The organism is Geomonas silvestris (genome assembly GCF_014193515.1).
Classification (GTDB): domain Bacteria; phylum Desulfobacterota; class Desulfuromonadia; order Geobacterales; family Geobacteraceae; genus Geomonas; species Geomonas silvestris.
Genome location: NZ_BLXX01000009.1, coordinates 141,992 through 160,510, shown reverse-complemented (window position 1 = coordinate 160,510; position 18,519 = coordinate 141,992). Strand labels below are relative to the sequence as shown.

13 protein-coding genes are annotated in these 18,519 nt (G+C 66.8%); 5 read left to right on the top strand and 8 right to left on the bottom strand.

Annotated features, from left to right (window positions below):
- Window positions 1-233 precede the first annotated feature (233 nt).
- Genes GMST_RS14680 through GMST_RS14660 form a run of 5 tightly spaced genes read left to right on the top strand, consistent with a single transcriptional unit; the run spans window position 234 to window position 7,591 of the window.
- Window positions 234-440 carry a hypothetical protein gene (locus tag GMST_RS14680; RefSeq protein ID WP_183355439.1) on the top strand — a complete coding sequence of 69 codons (207 nt, stop codon included), beginning with the start codon at window positions 234-236 and terminating at the stop codon, window positions 438-440.
- A 12-nt stretch (window positions 441-452) separates the two neighbouring features.
- Entirely contained in the window at window positions 453-2,234 is a 1,782-nt protein-coding gene (gene kdpA, locus GMST_RS14675) for a potassium-transporting ATPase subunit KdpA (protein WP_183355438.1), read from the top strand.
- A gap of 6 nt (window positions 2,235-2,240) precedes the next feature.
- On the top strand, window positions 2,241-4,313 hold the full coding sequence (kdpB, locus tag GMST_RS14670) for a potassium-transporting ATPase subunit KdpB (protein ID WP_183355437.1): 2,073 nt from the start codon (window positions 2,241-2,243) through the stop codon (window positions 4,311-4,313).
- A gap of 44 nt (window positions 4,314-4,357) precedes the next feature.
- Window positions 4,358-4,924: a potassium-transporting ATPase subunit KdpC gene (kdpC, locus tag GMST_RS14665; RefSeq protein WP_183355436.1), complete on the top strand. Its 567-nt coding sequence runs from the start codon at window positions 4,358-4,360 to the stop codon at window positions 4,922-4,924.
- A 3-nt stretch (window positions 4,925-4,927) separates the two neighbouring features.
- Window positions 4,928-7,591, top strand: coding sequence for a DUF4118 domain-containing protein (locus GMST_RS14660; protein WP_183355435.1), 2,664 nt, complete (start codon window positions 4,928-4,930; stop codon window positions 7,589-7,591).
- Window positions 7,592-7,662: 71 nt separating this feature from the next.
- On the opposite strand, the gene GMST_RS14655 is transcribed toward GMST_RS14660, so the two are convergent.
- The 8 genes from GMST_RS14655 to GMST_RS14620 all read right to left on the bottom strand — a co-directional run bounded on the left by GMST_RS14655 (window position 7,663) and on the right by GMST_RS14620 (window position 18,514).
- Window positions 7,663-8,367 (bottom strand): response regulator, encoded by a 705-nt coding sequence (locus GMST_RS14655; RefSeq protein WP_183355434.1) that lies wholly within the window; start codon window positions 8,365-8,367, stop codon window positions 7,663-7,665.
- Between the two features lie 296 nt (window positions 8,368-8,663).
- On the bottom strand, window positions 8,664-10,649 hold the full coding sequence (locus tag GMST_RS14650; RefSeq protein WP_183355433.1) for an APC family permease: 1,986 nt from the start codon (window positions 10,647-10,649) through the stop codon (window positions 8,664-8,666).
- A 171-nt stretch (window positions 10,650-10,820) separates the two neighbouring features.
- Window positions 10,821-11,435 (bottom strand): DUF1638 domain-containing protein, encoded by a 615-nt coding sequence (locus GMST_RS14645; protein WP_183355432.1) that lies wholly within the window; start codon window positions 11,433-11,435, stop codon window positions 10,821-10,823.
- A 203-nt stretch (window positions 11,436-11,638) separates the two neighbouring features.
- On the bottom strand, window positions 11,639-13,597 hold the full coding sequence (locus GMST_RS14640; protein ID WP_183355431.1) for a hydantoinase/oxoprolinase N-terminal domain-containing protein: 1,959 nt from the start codon (window positions 13,595-13,597) through the stop codon (window positions 11,639-11,641).
- Window positions 13,597-15,492 (bottom strand): ASKHA domain-containing protein, encoded by a 1,896-nt coding sequence (locus tag GMST_RS14635; protein WP_183355430.1) that lies wholly within the window; start codon window positions 15,490-15,492, stop codon window positions 13,597-13,599. The genes GMST_RS14640 and GMST_RS14635 overlap by 1 nt, the downstream gene beginning before the upstream one ends.
- Complete coding sequence (locus GMST_RS14630) at window positions 15,489-16,514, bottom strand: uroporphyrinogen decarboxylase family protein (protein WP_183355429.1); 1,026 nt, start codon at window positions 16,512-16,514, stop codon at window positions 15,489-15,491. The genes GMST_RS14635 and GMST_RS14630 overlap by 4 nt, the downstream gene beginning before the upstream one ends.
- The gene (locus tag GMST_RS14625; protein WP_183355428.1) at window positions 16,511-17,449 is read right to left on the bottom strand and encodes a CobW family GTP-binding protein; all 939 of its coding nucleotides are present in this window, start codon (window positions 17,447-17,449) and stop codon (window positions 16,511-16,513) included. Before GMST_RS14625 ends, GMST_RS14630 begins: the two co-directional genes overlap by 4 nt.
- 6 nt (window positions 17,450-17,455) lie before the next feature.
- Window positions 17,456-18,514 carry a uroporphyrinogen decarboxylase family protein gene (locus GMST_RS14620; RefSeq protein WP_183355427.1) on the bottom strand — a complete coding sequence of 353 codons (1,059 nt, stop codon included), beginning with the start codon at window positions 18,512-18,514 and terminating at the stop codon, window positions 17,456-17,458.
- Window positions 18,515-18,519 lie beyond the last annotated feature (5 nt).

Genomic DNA, 18,519 nt, shown 5'->3' with positions numbered 1-18,519 from the left:
CATGCTTGCATGCCTTGCAAAAGAATCCGTACTGTTATTTCCCCGCCGGCCACATGCCTCTGACCAAGCTGCGCCGTGCGTACACTATCTGGTGGGGACAGATGCGATGTGCGCCCGGGACAGAAACATTGACGCCTTCTTGACGTCTTGTCCCGGTATTTTAACACCATCTTTATCCTTCAGCCGGTATCGTTACAGTCAGGAGAACCACTTCAGAAAGCACGGGAGTGACCATGAAAATCTACCTCTTCGACAACGAAACCGGCTGCTACCAGGGCGAGGACTTCGCCGACCAAGCGCCGGGCGACGTGCTCTCCACCATGCTGGAGGAGGGTATCACCACCATCGCACCGCCTCCCTATGGGCCCGGCGAGATCCCGGTGTTCCACGGGCCCAGCGCGGCGTGGCAGATCAGCCGCATCACCGACCTGAAGCGCTGAGGGAGGAGCCCCATGAACGCCTACGAATGGACCCAGACCCTCATCTTCTTCCTGGTGCTTTTGGCCCTGGTCCGCCCTCTGGGGAGCTACCTGGCGCGCGTCTTCGCGGGCGAGCCCACCCTGCTCACCCCGCTTCTGGTCCCCTGCGAGCGGCTCGTCTACCGGCTCTGCGGCGTCGAAGCTGACCGGGAGATGGACTGGCGCCGCTACAGCTTCGGGATCCTCTGGTTCAACCTGATCGGAGGAGCCGTGCTCCTGGCCATCCTGCTCCTGCAGGGGGTGCTCCCCCTGAACCCGCAAAAGCTGCCGGGGTTCTCCTGGCACCTGGCGCTCAGCACCGCCATCAGCTTCATGACCAACACCAACTGGCAGGCCTACTCGGGCGAGAGCGCCGCGAGCTATTTCAGCCAGGTGGTCGGCTTTGCGGTGCACAATTTCCTCTCCGCCGCCAGCGGCATCGTGGTCGCCATCGCCGCCATCCGCGGCTTCGTCCGGCGACGCAGCTCGGAACTTGGCAACTGTTGGGTCGATCTCACCCGCTCGACGCTCTACCTCTTGCTGCCGCTGTCGCTGGTCTTCGCCCTGTTCCTGGTCTCCCAGGGGGTGATCCAGAACTTCCGGGGCTACCGCACCGTGCCGCTTTTGCAAAAGACCAGCTACGACAAGCCGAAGCTGGACGCGCAGGGGAACGCGCTCAAGGACGCCACGGGGAACCCGGTCACCGAAAAGGCCCCGCTCAGCGAGGTGACGATCCCCATGGGGCCGGTGGCGTCCCAGGAGGCCATCAAGGAACTGGGGACCAACGGCGGCGGCTTCTTCAACGCCAACTCGGCGCACCCCTTCGAGAACCCCACCCCGCTCACCAACCAGGTCGAGGTTTTCCTGATCCTCTGGATTGGCGCGGGGCTTACCTACTGTTTCGGCGAGATGGCAGGTAACACCCGGCAGGGGTGGGCGATCCTCACCGTGATGCTGGCCCTTTTGGTGCTGGCGGTCGCGGTCAACTACTGGGCGGAGTCGGCCGGCGACCCGCTGGTATTCCACCAGGGGGTGACCCAGGCCAACCTGGAGGGGAAAGAGACCCGCTTCGGCATCGCCGGCAGCGCGCTCTTCACTGCCGCCAGCACCGGGACCTCCTGCGGCGCGGTGAACGCCATGCACGACTCGATGACCCCGCTGGGCGGGATGGTGCCGCTCTCCCTCATCCTGTTGTCCGAGGTGGTTGTGGGGGGCGTGGGGACCGGGCTCTACACCATGCTGGCCTTCGTGGTGATCGCGGTCTTCGTGGCGGGTCTCATGATCGGGCGCACCCCCGAGTTTCTGGGGAAGAAGATCGAGGTGCGCGAGATGTGGATGTCCATCGTCACGGTGCTCACCTCGGGCGTCCTGGTGCTGATCTTCACCGCTCTCGCCCTGGTAGTCCCCTCGGCGGTGGCATCCATGGCGAACCCCGGGGCGCACGGGCTCTCCGAGGTGCTCTACGCCTTTGCCTCCATGTCCAACAACAACGGCAGCGCCTTCGCGGGGCTCAACGCCAACACGGTCTTCTACAACGTCTGCGGCGCCCTCGCCATGCTCCTGGGGCGTTTCGCCCCCATCGTGGCGACCCTCGCCATGGCCGGGTCGCTGGCCGGTAAGAAGTACGTTCCCGCGAGCCTGGGGACGCTCCCGACCGACAAGCTCCCGTTCATGCTCTGGCTCACCCTGGTGATTCTGATCGTGGGGGCGCTCACCTTCTTCCCGGCGCTCTCGCTGGGGCCCATCGTGGAACATCTCGTCATGGTGGGGAGGTAACTGACCATGTCCAAACACGCACCTAAGCCGGTATCCCTTTTCGACGCAAGGCTTCTCAAGGCGGCCCTGGTCGAATCCTTCAGAAAACTCGATCCCCGCGACCTGTGGCGCAACCCGGTCATGTTCTGCGTCGAGCTGGCGAGCGTCGTCACCCTGGTCACCTTCGTAGCCTCACTTTCGGGCCATACCCCCGAGCCCGCCTGGTTCACCGGCCAGGTTTCGGCCTGGCTCTGGCTCACCGTGATCTTCGCGACGTTCGCCGAGTCGCTCGCCGAGGGGCGCGGCAAGGCCCGCGCCGCTTCGCTTAGAAAAAGCCGCACCGAGGTGACCGCGAAACTCGTGGCGCGCGCCGAGTTCGGTGCCCCGTACAGAGTCGTGCCGGCCCAGGAGCTGAAGAAGGGGGACCTGATCCTGGTCGAGGCACACGAGCAGATCGCCGGCGACGGCGAGGTGGTGGCCGGCGCGGCCTTGGTGAACGAGTCGGCAGTGACCGGCGAGTCGGCACCGGTGGTACGCGAGTCCGGCGGCGACCGGAGTGCGGTGACCGGCGGCACCGAGGTGATCGCCAACGCCATCGTGGTGCGTATCACGGCGAACCCGGGCGAGACCTTCCTGGACCGGATGATCTCGCTCATCGAGGGTGCCAAGAGGCGCAAGACCCCCAACGAGGTCGCCCTCGAGGTGCTGCTCATCGCGCTCACCCTGGTCTTTTTGCTGGTCTGCCTGAACCTGAGGCCGCTGACGGTCTACAGCGTGGCCGCGGCCGGCAAGGGGAGCCCGGTCTCCCTCACCGTCCTGGTGGCGCTCTTCGTCTGCCTGGCCCCCACCACCATCGCGGCGCTTCTACCCGCCATCGGTATCGCCGGCATGGACCGGCTCTTCCAGAAGAACGTGATCGCCCTTTCCGGCCGCGCCATCGAGGCGGCCGGCGACGTGAACGTGCTCCTTTTGGACAAGACCGGCACCATCACCCTGGGTAACCGCGAGGCGGTGGAGTTCGTCCCGGTGGGCGGCCACAGCGAGCGCGAGGTCGCCGAAGCGGCACTGCTGGCCTCCCTGGCCGACGAGACTCCCGAGGGGAGGAGCGTGGTGGTCCTCGCCAAAAAGTGCTGCAGCCTTAAGGCCGACGCCCCGCCGGCCGACGCACGGGTAATTGCCTTCTCCGCCGACACCCGGCTCTCGGGGCTCGATACCGCCGGCTGCCGGTACCGCAAGGGCGCCGCCGACTCCATCGTCGCTTTCGTGAAGGGGGTGGGGGTGGGGGCGGCCGCGGTTCCTGCCCAGCTTCACGACGTGGTGGACCGCATCGCCCGAGCCGGCGCCACTCCCCTGGTCGTGTGCCGTGACGCCGAGATCTTCGGGGTGATCAACCTGAAGGACATCGTCAAGGGTGGCATCCAGGAGCGCTTTCAGCAGCTACGGAGCATGGGGATCAAGACCGTGATGATCACCGGGGACAACCCATTGACCGCGGCGGCCATCGCGGCCGAGGCTCAGGTGGATGACTTCCTGGCCCAGGCGAAGCCCGAGGACAAGCTGCGCCTCATCAAGGAGAACCAGGAGGCCGGCTTCATGGTGGCCATGACCGGCGACGGCACCAACGACGCGCCCGCACTGGCCCAGGCCGACGTGGCGGTAGCCATGAACACCGGCACCCAGCCGGCACGCGAGGCGGCCAACATCATCGACCTCGACTCGAACCCGACCAAGCTTCTGGACATCGTCGAGGTGGGGAAGCAGATCCTGATGACCCGGGGCAACCTGACCACCTTCTCGATCTCCAACGACGTGGCCAAGTACTTCGCCATCGTGCCGGCCATGATGATCTCGGTCTACCCGCAGCTCGGCGTCTTGAACGTGATGCGGCTGGCGACGCCGCTTTCCGCGATCCTCTCCGCGGTGATCTTCAACGCCCTGGTCATCCCGTTTCTGGTGCCGCTGGCCTTGAGGGGGACCAGGTTCCGCCCCATGCCGGCCGAGCGGCTTTTGATCAACAACCTGTTCATCTTCGGCCTGGGCGGGGTGCTGGCCCCGTTCGTGGGGATCAAGGCGATTGATATGGTGCTGGGGCTGTTTTGAAGGCAGGGGCTAGGGGCTAGGGGAATGCTACGCGAGGTACTACCATGCGAGAAATGAAATCGGCACTTTTGCTGTTCATCGCCTTCACCGTCATCTGCGGTGGGATTTATCCTCTGGCGGTCACCGGGTTGGCTGCGCTATTATTCCCCGGCCAGGCCTCGGGAAGCCTGATCGCCGACCGACAGGGGCGCGTTCTCGGCTCCCGGCTGATCGGGCAGCCCTTCTCGGAGAGCCGCTACTTCTGGCCGCGCCCTTCGGCCACCACGGACTTCCCCTACAACCCGCTGGGCTCGGGCGGTTCGAACTTGGGCCCCACCAACCCCGACTACCTGAAGACGGTGGCCCAGCGGGTCGCGGAGTTGAGGGGGAGCGGTCTCACCGGGACCCTGCCGGCCGATCTCGTGCAGGCCTCGGCAAGCGGCCTCGACCCGCACATCTCACCGCAGGCGGCCCGGGTCCAGGCGCCCCGCGTGGCGCGCGCCCGGGGGCTTAACCAGGCCGAGCTGGACCGGCTCATCGCCCGGCACACGGAAGCTCGCCAACTGGGCTTTCTGGGAGAGCCGCGGGTGAACGTACTGGAACTGAACCTCGCTTTGGACGGAGCACACTGACCCATGACGACGCAGACCGACGAGACACGCCCCTCACCCGAGGCGCTCCTCAAGCTGGCCCAGGCCGAAGAGGCCGGGCAGGGAGCCGGTAAGCTCAAGATCTTCCTGGGTTACGCAGCCGGCGTGGGCAAGACCTACGCCATGCTCGAGGCGGCCCGGCAGCGTCAGAACGAAGGGCGCGACGTGGTGGTGGGCTACGTCGAGTCGCACGGCAGGAGCGAGACCGACCGTCTGCTGGAGGGGCTCGAGCAGGTGCCGCGGCTCGCGCTCGACTACCTGGGCGTGCCGCTGAGCGAGCTGGATCTCGACGCGGTGCTGGCCCGGCATCCGCAGATCGCCCTGGTCGACGAACTGGCCCACTCCAACGCACCCGGCTCGCGCCACGAGAAACGCTGGCAGGACGTGGAGGAGCTCCTCGCCGCCGGCATCGACGTCTACACCACGGTGAACATCCAACACTTCGAGAGCCTGAACGACGCGGTGGCCCAGATCACCGGCGTCACGGTGCGCGAAACCGTGCCGGATTCGCTCCTGGACCAGGCCCTGGAGATCCGCCTGGTGGACATCCCGCCCGAGGATCTCTTGCAGCGCCTCAATGAAGGTAAGGTCTACATCCCCGAGAAAGCAGCTCGCGCCGCCGAGCGGTTTTTCAAGCCGGGGAACCTGATGGCACTGCGCGAGCTCTCCCTGCGCCGGGCGGCCAGCCGGGTGGACGACCAGGTGCGCGCCTACATGGAATCGCGCGCCATCGCGGGACCCTGGCCGGTTGCCGACCGGCTCCTGGTCTGCGTCAGCGGCAGCCCCTACAGCGAGCGGCTGATCCGCACCACCCGCAGACTGTCCGACGAGCTGAAGGCGCCCTGGCACACGGTGTACGTGGAGACGCCGGGCGGCGACCCGCACACCCGGGAAAACCGGGAGCGGGTCTGGAAGGATCTGCGGCTCGCCGAGAGCCTGGGGGCCCAGGTGGCGAGCCTCACCTCCACCTCGGTCGCCGAGGCGCTGGTCGATTACGCTGTGCGCAACAACGTGAGCAAGATCGTGGTGGGCAAGCCGGCCAAGCCGCGCTGGCGCGAGTTTCTGCGCACCCCCCTGGTGGACCAGGTGATCCGGCTTTCCGGATCGATCGACGTGCACGTGGTGAGCATTCAGGCAGCCCCGGAGCCTGCCAAGACACGGCCAGCATCCCAGAAGCGGCGGCGCCACCTGCCAGGGTACCTGAAGAGCCTGGCCCTGGTGCTGGCCACGGCACTGGTCTGCGAACCGGCGCGCCAGTTCCTCGCCCCCACGAACCTCGCCATGTTCTTCCTCTTGGCGGTGGTGCTCGCGGCCACGCGGCTGGGGCGGCGCGAGGCCATCTGCACCGCCATTTTCAGCGTGCTTGCCTTCGACTTCTTCTTCGTACCGCCGCGTTTCACCTTCGGAGTGTCCGACACCCAGTACTTCATCACTTTCGCCGCACTGTTCACCGTCGGGGTGGTGATCAGCAACCTGGTCTCACAATCGCGCGAGCGGGCCGAGGCGATCCGCGAGCGCGAGGTGCAGACCTCGAGCCTCTACTACCTGAGCCGCGACCTCGCGGTGGCCTCCGACCTGAAGGGGATCCTGGAAGCGTTGGTGAAGAACATCGAGGAGAGCCTGGGGGCGCGCCTGGTGGTGCTGCTGCCCGAGGGGGAGCGGCTGGCGTCGCGCGCTGCCAGTAGCGGCTTCGAGCTGAGCGTGAAAGAGGAGGCGGTGGCCGACTGGTCCTTCCGGAACCGGGTGGCGGCCGGGCGCGGTACCGAGACATTGAGCCAGTCCGGGCACCTCTACCTTCCGCTGCAGACCACCGGGGACGTGCTGGGGGTCATGGGGGTGGAGCTCAGGAACGAGGGAGAATATGATTCGACCATGAGCCGCCGGCTCTTGCAGGCCTTCGCCTCGCAGGTGGCGCTCGCCATCGAGCGGGTGCAGTTCGCCCAGCAGGCCGAGCAGGCCCAGATCATCCAGGCGCGGGAGGGCCTCGAGCGTGCGCTTTTAAACTCGGTCTCCCATGATTTGCGCACCCCGCTGGTCTCCATCTACGGCGCGCTGGCCACGCTGCGGGAGCGCGGCAGCCTCACCGAGTCGGCGCGCGGCGAACTGTTGGGGCAGGCTTGGGAGGAAGCGGGTCGCCTGAACCGGTTCGTGGGGAATCTCCTGGACATGACGCGGCTGGAGGCGGGGGCGCTCAAGGTGAAAAAGGTCCCCTGCGACGTGCAGGATCTGGTGGGGTGTGCGCTGGCCGCGCTGGAGCAGCAGCTTGAGGGGCGCGCGGTACGGCTGTCGGTGCCGGCCGAGCTCCCCGAGGTGAGCATGGACCTGGTGCTGATGACCCAGGTGCTGGTGAACCTTCTGGACAATGCGCTCAAGTACGCTCCGCCCGAGGCGGAGCTGGAAGTCAGCGCCGCGGTTGCCGGGGACCTGGTCACCCTGGAAGTGGCGGACCTCGGTCCGGGTGTTGCCGAGCAGGACCTGGGACGGATCTTCGACAAGTTCTACCGGGTCCCGGTGCCCGAAGGTGCCGGCGGCACGGGCCTTGGGCTCTCCATCTGCAAGGGGATCGTCGAGGCACACGGCGGCAGCATCCGCGCCGAGAACCGCCAAGGCGGCGGGTTGAAGGTGGTGGTCAACCTGCCGGTAGGCTAACTACAACAAAAAGGGGACTGGCACCTGCGGAGCCAGTCCCCTTCTCGTTCAGTCGCGTCACTCTAACCTTTCTACCCGCCGCTCCTCATCCGGTACCCCACCCCCGGCTCGGTCAGGATGTAGCGCGGACGCGAGGCATCGGCCTCCAGTTTGCGCCTCAGGTTACTGATGTTCACCCTTAGGACGTGGGGCTGCTCCAGGTAGGCAACACCCCAGATCTGTTTCAGGATCTGGCTGTGGGTGAGCACCTTGCCGGCATGACTCACCAACAGGCGCAAAAGTTCGTACTCGGTCGGGGTCAACTGCACCTCGACGCCGGCTACGGTGACCCGGCGCAGCGGCAGGTCGACCTCCAGCTCCTCCACCCGGAACACCGGCTCCGGTGCCTGCTGCAGCGAGCGCCGAAGCGCCACCTTGACCCGTGCCAAAAGCTCCCCGATACCGAAGGGCTTGGTGAGGTAGTCGTCGGCGCCGGTGTCGAGGGCCTGCACTTTGTCGTCCTCGCGCTCGCGCACCGAAAGGACGATGATGGGGACCTGGGACCATTCGCGGATGCGCCGGATCACCTCGATGCCGTCCAGATCCGGAAGCCCCAGGTCGAGCAGGATGACGTCCGGACGCACGGCAACCGCGGCGGCGAGCCCGGCATGCCCGGAATCCGCCAGGTGCACCGAGAACTCCCCCGGATCCAGCGCGGTCTTCAAAAAGCGCTGGATGGCGTGCTCGTCGTCCACCACCAGGATGCGCGGCAGGTTCTTGCTGGCTTCGGCTGTCATGTTCTGCGTGTCCCCTGTAGTTTACGAGCAACATCAGGTCCAAAGGGCAACCGCCTCCTTTACACCTGCCCCCAAACCTCTGCATGGTACGCCCCCGGCCTAAGAGCCACCCTCCCCTTGCGGGAGGGGGTTGGGGGGTGGGGGAAGCCGCCCTCGAGAAAACAGCCCGTTACCTCCGTGGCAACCTCCCCCTCACCCCGACCCTCTCCCGCAGGGGAGAGGGACCCAGGTTCGACGGCACTCGCAGGAGGCAGGTTACTCACGCGAACTCATTGTCAATTGTCAATTGTCCATTGTCAATTGATTCCTATCCGTATCGGCAGGATCACCGTGGTGAGCCCGTCCCACTGCAACCGGCGCTGAATGGCGAAGGCGGTCTCGTTGTGCAGCATCCGGTGGTAGTACTTCTCGAGCCGGAAGGTGAGCTGTCCGGTAAATACCGTGGAACGTGGGAACTCCTGGCCGAGCCGTTGGCACTCCTCGACCACGCTCTCCACCACGTCGGTCCCAACCGCCATCCGGCAGTCGGCCGCAAATCCCAGGCGCTGCGCCAGATCGACGTACTTCTTAAGCCCCGCCGTCACCGACCCCTCCAAGGCCTCCAGTTCCTCGGCCCCCTTGAAGGATCCCGAATCGATCACCGCAACCGAGACGAAGATCACGTTTCTGTAGGTCTTGGGGAAGGCGGTCACGATGGAGAGCAGGGTGTGGATCCCGAAACCGCTGTAGGCGGAGACCAGCTGGATGGCGGTCGGCTCGTTGCGCCCCGGCTCCTCCCGGTTCACCGGCCCCGAGGTGGGGAAGTCGAGGAGCGCCTCGTCGAGCTGCGACATCCCCTGGCGCACCTTCTGGTAGTGTCCCTTGATGAGATAGCAGACCCCGATCACCAGAGAGGTGATCAAGAGGGTGAGCCAGCCCCCTTCCATGAACTTCTCGACGGTGGTTACCACCAGGATGGTGGCGCACAGGATGAGCCCGACCAGGTGCACCGAGAGGTGGCGCACCCACTGCGGATCCTCCCGACGCCTTTTCAGGTAGAAGCGGGACATCCCGAGCTGCGACAGCGAGAAGGTGAGGAACACGTTGATGGAGTACATGACCACCAGTGCGGAGACCGATCCTTTGGTGTAGAGCAACAGTGCGATGGCCGCGCTCCCCATGAGGACGATACCGTTACGCATGGTAAGCCGCACGGACAGGGCGGCGAAACGGTGCGGGAACCAGGAGTCCACCGCCATGTTGGACATGACCCGCGGCCCGTCCACGAAGCCCGCCTGCGCGGCCAGGATAAGAAGCGCACCCTCCGAGAAGATGGTGACGAAGGCGAGGCCGGAGCCCATGGGCCAGTGGGCGAACAGACTGTCGGCCAAAACCGCGTTGAGCGTCTTCCCTTCCACCGGCGCCACCCCCATGAGCGAGTAGCAGAGAAAGAGCAGCCCGGCGGTGAAGGCGAGCGAGCTCGCCATGTAGACCATGGTCCGCTTGCCGGTCTGCACCCGGGGCTCGCGCATGATCTGCAGGCCGTTACTGACCGCCTCGATCCCGGTATAGGTACCGCCCCCCAGAGAGTAGGCCCTGAGAAAGAGCATCAGGATCCCGAAGAGCCCGATGCTGGAGAGATCGTGGCTCAGACCCGCGTGGAACTCGTGGGTGAGCGGCGCGATTCGGCCCGCGTGGGTGAAGACGCCATCCAAAAGCAGCACCAGGTGGGTCAGTACGAAGACCAGGAAGATGGGAGCCATCACGGTCACCGACTCTTTGATGCCGCGGATGTTCATCACGATGAGGAGCAGCGCGAGCACGCAGGAGAAAGCGAGCTTGGCGTGCTGGTACTGGGCCGGGACGTAGCTGAAGAGCGCATCGGAGCAGGCGGCGATGGAGATGGTGATGGTCAGGACGTAGTCGACTAAGAGCGCGCTTCCCGAGACCACCCCGGCCTTTTCGCCCAGCATGTGGGTGGCGACGATGTAGCCGCCGCCACCGTGCGGGAAGTGCTCGATGATCCGCGAGTAGGCGTAGGAGATGATGAAGACGGTGAGCGCGGTGGCGAGGCCCAAGAGAACCGCCAGGTAGGTATGGCTGCCGAGGGCCCGGTAAGCCTCCTCGGGACCGTAGGACGAGGAGGAGAGCCCGTCGGCTCCCAGCCCCACCCAGGCCAGAACCGGGATGAGCGACATCTTGTGGAAGAGATGGGGGTCCTTGAGGACCTTCGGCGCGCCGAAAATGGCCCGAACCATCCTGGTAAAGAGCGTGCCGTTTGCTGCCTGTGCTGCCTGTTCCATGGGCTTTCCTTCTTGATACGGTCTTGATGCGGGTCGACGCTCCCCTGCTCGGGAGGCAAGTCTATCTTACCCGTGGCGGCATCAAGGGCGTATCAAGATCCCGGCTGCGGTATCAAGAACGTGTCAAGAAGTTCCCGGTGCACCGGGAGGCAGCTGACGGGAGTCAGGGCTTCAGGGCTTGTACTCCCGGCAGCGCCTAAGCTCCGCCTCGAGCAGGGTGAGGTTGCAGCTGGACTCCTCGAGGGTCAGCTCGAAATCGCGGCAGAACTTTTCGGCCTGGGCTCGAAAATGCTCCGTTTCTCCCACGCCGGTGTCGATGAAGAGCCCGCGCTTGTAGTGGGTGAACAGGCGCTTGGCGAGCGCCATCGGGTCCTTGCCGAACTTTATGGCGCGGTCCAGGCGCAGCTCCTTGATCACCAGGTCGGCGCCGATTTCGGCCCAGCCCGGGGTCATGAACCAGGTCCCCACCTCGCGTTTTTTCTCCTCCGCGTAGCGCTCGGGGGTCATCAAGAGGGCCAGGCAGTCGTCGTACTGGGGGAGGATCACCGGGATGGCCAGCTCCGCCTCGATCCCTTTCAGGGACTGGCAGTAGCCGTAGCCCAGGAAGATGAGATCCACCCTCCCCTTCAGTTCGTTGACGCGCTCGATGATGGTCTGCTTCATGCGTTCCGGATAGATGTGCAGCGCCGATTCCAGCCAGACGATCTCCTCCACCTCGGGGAATCCCGCCAGCACCTTCTCCAGCTCAAGTTTGATCATGTCGCAGGCAATGACACCGATGCGCACGTTGTTCTCCTTTTCTTAGGCACTTCCCGGAATTACGGAGAAGCCAGTAACAGAGGTCCCCACAGAGGTCCCCTCTCCCCTTGCGGGACAGGGTGAGGGGGAAGGTGCCATTTCATCGCCGATGGCAGCTTCACCCACCCCCCGGCCCCCTCCCGTCAAGGGAGGGGGGATGTGGCCCCCCGAGTTCCGTATTGAAGCTCTTCTTAGGCGATGAAGGATGGGAGCCCCACCGCGGTCGCGGTGACCCGTCTCTCGATGAGGACGCTGTCGCCCCACCCCTTGCCGAGCGGCGCCGCCAGTTCCTCGCTCGCCACGCTGATCTCCAGTTCCGCTCCGCCGCTCTCCTTGGCCCGGCGCGCCGCAGCGCCACGCACCAGCGCCTCGGCAAAGGCCTGCGCGGCGGCGAATTCCACAAAGGGTCGCCGCTCTTCGGCGGAGATGACCAGGAAGCCGTCGGCGTCGTCCGGCCTGATCAGCGCCTCGGCGCGCTCCACCACCCGCCCGGTCACCGCCCCGAAGGCGTTGGCGACCTCGGCGTGTTCCGGAATCACCAGCTCAGCCGCGAGTTCTTGGGCCACCTGCGGGAAATAGCAGGAGACCGGCGCCCCCACGGCCACCAGCGGCCTGGTGACGGCAAACGAGGCTGCCACGGTCCCGCCGGCCGATCGCAGAAGCGCTCCCAAGAGCTCCCGCCCCTGCGCCGAACGGAAAACCGGCTGCGGATGATCCGCCTCCAGGAGTTTCCCCACGATGTTCAGTTTCAGGGATTCGGTCACCTCCCGGGCGACCGCGTCGAGGAGCTCCGAGTCGCTGAGTCCGAGCTCTCTCGCAAGTAGCGACGCGCCAGCGCGGGAGGCCCCGGCGTCCCACAGGGCAAGTTGGCCCCGGGCGTGCAAAAGGTCGGTCGGCGTGAAGGCCACCTCGGCCACAACGCCCAGGGCGATGAAGCGCTCCAGCTCCACAAAAGGACCGACGCAGAGAGCCAGTTCGGCGCGGTCCAACACCCGCCCCTCAAGCGCTGCGAAAAGCCGCTCCTCCGTGGGAGAGACCGCGAAACGCGGACGCTGCACCAGGGTGCAGAACTCCGACTCCCCCTCCTTCGCTCTCCGGGCCGGCGCCGCCGCCCGCTCCCGCAGGAGTCCGGCGAACCGGAGATCCTGGTGCGCTGCCCGGCACAGCGGGATGGCCCGGCGCGGCCCCAATGCCAGGGAGCCTCCCGACACAGCCACCTTGCTATCGCCGCCGATGCCGGCGGTGCGGATTTCTACGGAGTGCACCCGGGTGTGCCAGCCACCCACCTGGGCCCCTTCCCTGCTGGTAGCCACCATCCCGCCCTGCATGAGGGCGATGTCGCTCGTGGTGCCTCCCATGTCGACGACCACGGCGTCGGCGAGCCCGGTGAGCCGGCAGGCGCCCACCACGCTGGCGGCCGGGCCGGAGAGGATGGTCTCCACCGGCCGCTGGGCGGCAACCGCGGCGCCCACCAGGGCGCCGTTTCCCTTCACCACCATGACGGGGGCTAAAACGCCGCACTCGTCGAGCACCGCCCGCACCGCGGCGAGCAACTCGCCGATGACCGGCAACAGGCGCGCATTGAGGGCCGCGGTCACCGCGCGCTCCAAGAGCCCCACGTCGCCCGAGAGCTCGTGGCCGCAGACCACCGGCAGCTCGGAGCACGCAGCGACCAGCTCTTTGAGCTGCAGCTCCTGCTCCTGGTTGTAGATGCTGAAGTAGCCGGAGACGGCGAAGGCGTCCACCTGCCCCGCCAGCCGTTCGATGGCCTCGCGGGCGGCGGCCGTGTCGAGCGGCACCGCCACCGAGCCGTCCCGGGCGATGGCACCGGCGATGAGGACGGTCTGCTCGGCCGGATTGCCCGGGGGCAGGGCGAAATTAGCCGGGTTGGGAACCGCCAGCAAAAGCGCCACCCGCGCCCCCTTGCACTCCACGATCGAGTTGGTGGCGAGCGTGGTCGAAAGCCCCACCAGGCGCACCTCGGTCAAAAGCTCCCGGTCGAGCTGCGCGAGCGAGCCGCGGATCCCCAGCACCAGGTCCTCGCGGGTGGTGAGCGCCTTGGCCTTGGCCAGCACCTCTCCGGTGTCCAGCGCGGCGATCACGCTGTCGGTGTAGGTGCCGCCGGTATCGATCCCCAGTCCCAGCCGCATCAGGCGCGCTCCTTTGGAAAGGCGAGGGCCTCGGCGAAGAGCCGGTCGTAACCGGGATAGCAGGAGAGCTCGACGTAGCCGACCCGGCGCGCCAGCTGCTCGGCGAGCGCGCGCTTTTTCAGCGAGAGGAGCGCCATGATCGCACCGGCTTTCGAGGAGTTGCCGATGGGGATCGCCCGGTCCAGGCATTCCGCGGGAACCATGCCGAGGCGGCCCAGGCTCTCCTTGCGGATCCGGTGTCCGAAGGCGCCGGCGAGATAGATCCGGTCGATGTCCGCCGGACGGATCCCCAACTGCGCGGTGAGCGAAAGTATCCCGGAGAGGATGGCCCCCTTGGCGAGCTGCACCTGGCGGATGTCCTTCTGGCTCACGGCCACCTCGCCCCGGTCCGCCGCAGCCTCGGCAAGGATGAAGCGTCCGGCCCCCTCGTTCTTCAGACGGGCGCGCCAGGAAACCGCTTCACCTGCGGCACTCGACTTGTCGAAGCGACCCGAGGGGAGCACGGCGCCGACCTTCACCAGCTCGGCCACCGCATCGATGATGCCGGAACCGCAGATCCCCAGGGCCGGTGCGTCGCCGATGGTGCGCGTGGCGACCTCGGCGTTGAGCTCCACCCGCTCGATGGCCCCTTGCGCGGCGCGCATGCCGCAGCTGATGTTCATCCCCTCGAGCGCGGGGCCGGCCGCACAGGAACAGGCGGTCAGCCCGTGGGCCGAGCCGAGCACCATCTCGCCGTTGGTGCCGATGTCGATCAAAAGCGCCGGTCGGTCCGAACTTTCCAGCTCCGACGCCAAAAGCCCCGCCACGATGTCAGCGCCGATGTACCCGGAAACCGCGGGGAGGCAGTAGACCCGGGCGCAGCGCGCCAGTAAGAGGCCGAGTTCGGCCGCCGGCAGCTCGACGCTCCCCGAAAAGGCGGGGACGTAGGGCGAGGAGCCGATGGCGCTCGGGTCGATCCCCAAGAGCAGGTGGGTCATGGTGGCGTTGGCGGCGACCACCAGTTCGTAGAGGTCATCCCGGCTCACCCGCGCCTCCTCGCAGAGCTCGCCCAGCAGTTGGTCCAACCCGCCGCGGATCAGCGCCGTCAGGCCGTCGAGCGCTGCCGGCTCCTCCTTCAGCCGCTGGATGCGGGAGAGCACGTCGAGCCCGTGCGCCTTCTGCGGGTTCACCATCGAGGCGGTGGCGAGCTCCGCGCCGCTTGCGAGATCGATGAGCGCGGCAACCACGGTGGTGGTGCCGATGTCGACCGCGACCCCGTAGCAGCGCTCGCGGGTGTCGCCGGGCTCGATACCGATGGGGCGGCCGCCGTGGAATACCACGGTCACGGGCCAGCCCCCTGCGCGCGAGGCGTTGGTGGATTCGGTGCAGGCTTTGGCGGGTTCCTTGAAGGCTGCGGGGGAGTGGCGCAAGGCGTGCGGGAGCTGGCGCAGGAACTCAAGCGACACCGAGCCGGCCAGTTCACACCCCAGGGCGCGCTCCAGTCGGGTCAGGTCGTCGCAGTTGTCCTCCAGCGTGGCCGGGGGGAGCACGACCAGGCGCTTGGTGACCGGGGGATCGAGCTCGAAGGCGGGGAGCAGGCCGTCGCAGAGGATGCGCTCGCCGCCGCGGCCGGCGCTCACCAGCCGGACCACGCTGTTCCCGGAAGCCTCCTGGCGGCAGGCGAGCCGGACCCCGGAGGCCAGTTCGGCGCTCGAGAGGTGCCCCAGTTCGTCGTGGTGCGGCGTGGGCAGCGCCCCCTCGACGAGCTGAACCCGGCACTTGCCGCAGGTCCCCTTGCCGTTGCAGGGCGCCTCGAGATCCACCGCGGCCTTTTGGGCAGCCTCCAGAAGCGGCGTGCCGGTCGGGACGCGCACGGCCTCGCGGTTGGGAAGGAAGAGGATTTCGGGGTGCGTCATGCGCGGTCCTGCGGGGTGGCAACGCTTTCGGCGACCGCCCGGATGTTGGCGAGCGGGGTGCGCGGGCCGATGCCGCAGGCCGGCGCCAGGATGTCCACACCCTGCTCCAGGCAGCGCCGCGAGGCCCGCGCCAGCTGCTCCGGCGTCCCCTGTTCCAGCAGGATGGTGCTGATGTTCCCCATGGTCGGGCGCCCGGGCGCGAGCTCACGCAACACGTCGATGCCGACCAGCGAGTCGATGCTGAGCGCGTGGGCCGAGAGCTGCGAGAGCCCGTCCCCCAGGGCCTTCACGTTACCGCAGATGTGCACGATGGTAGGGACGCCGAAGCGCTCCTTGAAGTGGTCGGTGAGCTGGTTCAGGTAGGGAAGCGCGATCTCGAGGAAGGCCCCGCGCCCGATGATGTCTCCGGTAGCGCTCGGATCGGCGATACAGATCAGGTCGGCTCCCGCTTCGATGAGGACTTCACCGAAGCGCTGCAGCTCCTGGGTGCAGTGCCGGGTCAGCCGGTGCGCCGCCTCCGGATCGCGGCGCAGCGCGCGGTAGTAGAGGAGCGGATCGATGAGGGAGGTGGCGAGGCTCACCGGCCCGGAGAGGTTGGCGATGACCGGGAGTTCGGGAGCCCGCCGTTTCAGGATGCGGATCGCCTCCAGGCAGACCGCGGCGCGCCCGGACTGGGGGTCCAGCGGGGTGAGCCGCTCCAGTTGATCGAACCGTTCCAGGATGTAGCGCTCCACCCTGGGCTCGCTCTCCTTGGAGCCGAGCCCCACCTGCGCCCCCATCCCCTCGGCCTCGACCGTCATGCAGAAAGGGACACCGACGTTCTCGATGCCGGCGAGTTCGTGCGCCGCCAGGGTGAGACCCGCCATCAGTTCGGGGTCCGAGTGTGCCTCAGGCCAAAAGCTGTGGCACTGATCCATCACTTCGCTGACCACCATGGTCATCATCCCGCCGGGGCAGATGAAGGGGGGCCGGTCGCCGGGAATGCCGGCGAGGGTAGCGAGCAGGCGTTCTTTGTGGTTCATGGTTTCTCCGAGGCACCCAAGGCGCCGAGACGTGCTGAAAGCAGCCCGCGTTCCAGGTTTCTGCCGATCAGGGTGAGACGCGGCTCAGCGCTCCCCGCGAACGGCTCCAAGTTCGAGCGGCTCCCCACGAGTTGCAGCTCTAGGAGCCCCTCACCCGCTACCGGAACCAGCCCCTTGCCACGCAGTACCTCGCCGTAGCGTCCCGAGGCGATCTCGGCCAGCAAGGCACTGAGTTCAGGGCGGGACAGCGCCCCCATAAACGGCAGGCTCAAACAGGTAAGGCCGAGCAGCGCCGCCTCCCTGCCAGGCGCTCCCGTGCGACGCCGACTGCCGGTGCTTATGAGTGCACCATCCAGCCGGCAGTACTCCGTGCCGAGCACCACGGCGCCGGGGGCCAGTTCGGCGAGCCTCGCCTCGATGCAGGCCAGTTCGCCCTCCTCCACCAGGTCGCGCTTGTTCAGCACCACAACATCGGCGTTTTGCACCTGGTCCAGAAAGAAGCTCCCGAAGGTATCAGGCTCGCTGTAGGCGAGGAAGGTCTCGGCGTCCAAGACGGCGACGCTTCCTTCCAGTTGGATCACACCGTCAAGGACCGGTGCGGCGAGCAGCCTCAAGAGCTCCGAGGTTTCCGCGATGCCGCTTGGTTCGATGAGCAGGAGGTTCGGCGCGAGTCCCCGGGCTAGGGCGGCCACGCTCTGCACCAGCCCCTCTTTCTGGCTGCAGCAGATGCAGCCGCCGTGAAGCTCGAGCACCTCGACATCGCCCGCGGCGCGGATCAGGGCGCCGTCCACCCCCAGCTCGCCGAACTCGTTCACCAAGACCGCCACCCGCGCTCCGGCCGTCTTCAGCTGTTCGCGGATGAGTGTTGTTTTGCCCGCACCCAGAAACCCGGTGATCAGCCAGGTCTTAACCGGGGCGATTCCCTCTTCAGGCACCGCCACCTAGAGGTCGAAACGGCCGTACTTGCGGGCCGCGTTGATGAGCGCATCGAGGTTCTCGCCCGGGGTGTTGATGGGGACCTCGCACCCGGACCCCAGGATGAAGCCGCACGGGCTCCCCATCCCCTTGGCGCAGACCGCCTTCGCCTCGGCGTCGATCTCCTCGGGGGTGTTGGTGAGAAGATTAGCCGGAGTCACGTTCCCCACCAGGCAGACCCGGTGCCCGGCGAACTCCTTGGCCTCGCCCATGTCGACGCCGTCCAGGCTCCAGATGTCCCACTCACTCTCCAGCATGGGGCCCCAGTTCGGCTTGGTCTTGCCGCAGATGTGCAGCACGGCCGGCAGCCCGCCGCCGTTGGCGTGGATGTGGTCGCTCATCCGCTTCAGGTAAGGGGCCACGAACTCCTTGAAGGTGCGCGGGCTCACCAGGCTGGCGGATCCGATCGGTTCGACGATGATGGGGAGCGACTTGCGCTTCAGGATCTCGTCGATGAAGCGCAGGCCCGCCTCGCAGCAGATCTCCAGAAGCTCGTGCACCCACTCCTTGTTGCGGTAAAGGTCCTTGACGAAGACGTCGGCGCCGCGCAGGGCCGCCGCGGTGGTGAAGGGGCCGGCGAGGACAGTCGAGACGCAGACCTCGCTCCCCACCTCGGCCACGGCGTACTCGGTCGCCTGCAGGTAGACCGGCATGCGCCCGTCCCTGGTGAAATCCGGAACCTTCACCTTCTTGAGGTCGTCGAGCTCCTTGACGAGCGGCTCGGCAAGCTGCGGCGCGTCGTCCTCGATGAAGTTCATGCGCTGCCCCATCGCCTCGGCAAGCGTCGAAGTGGTGGAGAGGAAGGTGATCAGGTCGTTGCCGTAGCGCCGATAGGCGGCGACGTGGGCCTTGCCGAAGAGCTCGGCGTCCTGGATGCACTTGCCGACCGGTACCCCGAGCACACGGGCGGCGTGGTTCAGGATGAGCGGGAAACAGGCGATACGCTGCGGGTTTTGCCCCTGCAGGTAGCTCAGCACGCGCTCCAGGGAGGTCTGGTTGTCTTTAGGGATCAGGGAAGAGAGCATGGTAT

What these genes read in the sequence shown, in the direction of transcription:
- GMST_RS14680 (WP_183355439.1), top strand. Translation starts at nt 234, where the DNA reads ATGAAAATCTACCTCTTCGACAACGAAACCGGCTGCTACCAGGGCGAG.
- kdpA (WP_183355438.1), top strand. Translation starts at nt 453, where the DNA reads ATGAACGCCTACGAATGGACCCAGACCCTCATCTTCTTCCTGGTGCTT.
- kdpB (WP_183355437.1), top strand. Translation starts at nt 2,241, where the DNA reads ATGTCCAAACACGCACCTAAGCCGGTATCCCTTTTCGACGCAAGGCTT.
- kdpC (WP_183355436.1), top strand. Translation starts at nt 4,358, where the DNA reads ATGCGAGAAATGAAATCGGCACTTTTGCTGTTCATCGCCTTCACCGTC.
- GMST_RS14660 (WP_183355435.1), top strand. Translation starts at nt 4,928, where the DNA reads ATGACGACGCAGACCGACGAGACACGCCCCTCACCCGAGGCGCTCCTC.
- GMST_RS14655 (WP_183355434.1), bottom strand. Translation starts at nt 8,367, where the DNA reads ATGACAGCCGAAGCCAGCAAGAACCTGCCGCGCATCCTGGTGGTGGAC.
- GMST_RS14650 (WP_183355433.1), bottom strand. Translation starts at nt 10,649, where the DNA reads ATGGAACAGGCAGCACAGGCAGCAAACGGCACGCTCTTTACCAGGATG.
- GMST_RS14640 (WP_183355431.1), bottom strand. Translation starts at nt 13,597, where the DNA reads ATGCGGCTGGGACTGGGGATCGATACCGGCGGCACCTACACCGACAGC.
- GMST_RS14635 (WP_183355430.1), bottom strand. Translation starts at nt 15,492, where the DNA reads ATGACGCACCCCGAAATCCTCTTCCTTCCCAACCGCGAGGCCGTGCGC.
- GMST_RS14630 (WP_183355429.1), bottom strand. Translation starts at nt 16,514, where the DNA reads ATGAACCACAAAGAACGCCTGCTCGCTACCCTCGCCGGCATTCCCGGC.
- GMST_RS14620 (WP_183355427.1), bottom strand. Translation starts at nt 18,514, where the DNA reads ATGCTCTCTTCCCTGATCCCTAAAGACAACCAGACCTCCCTGGAGCGC.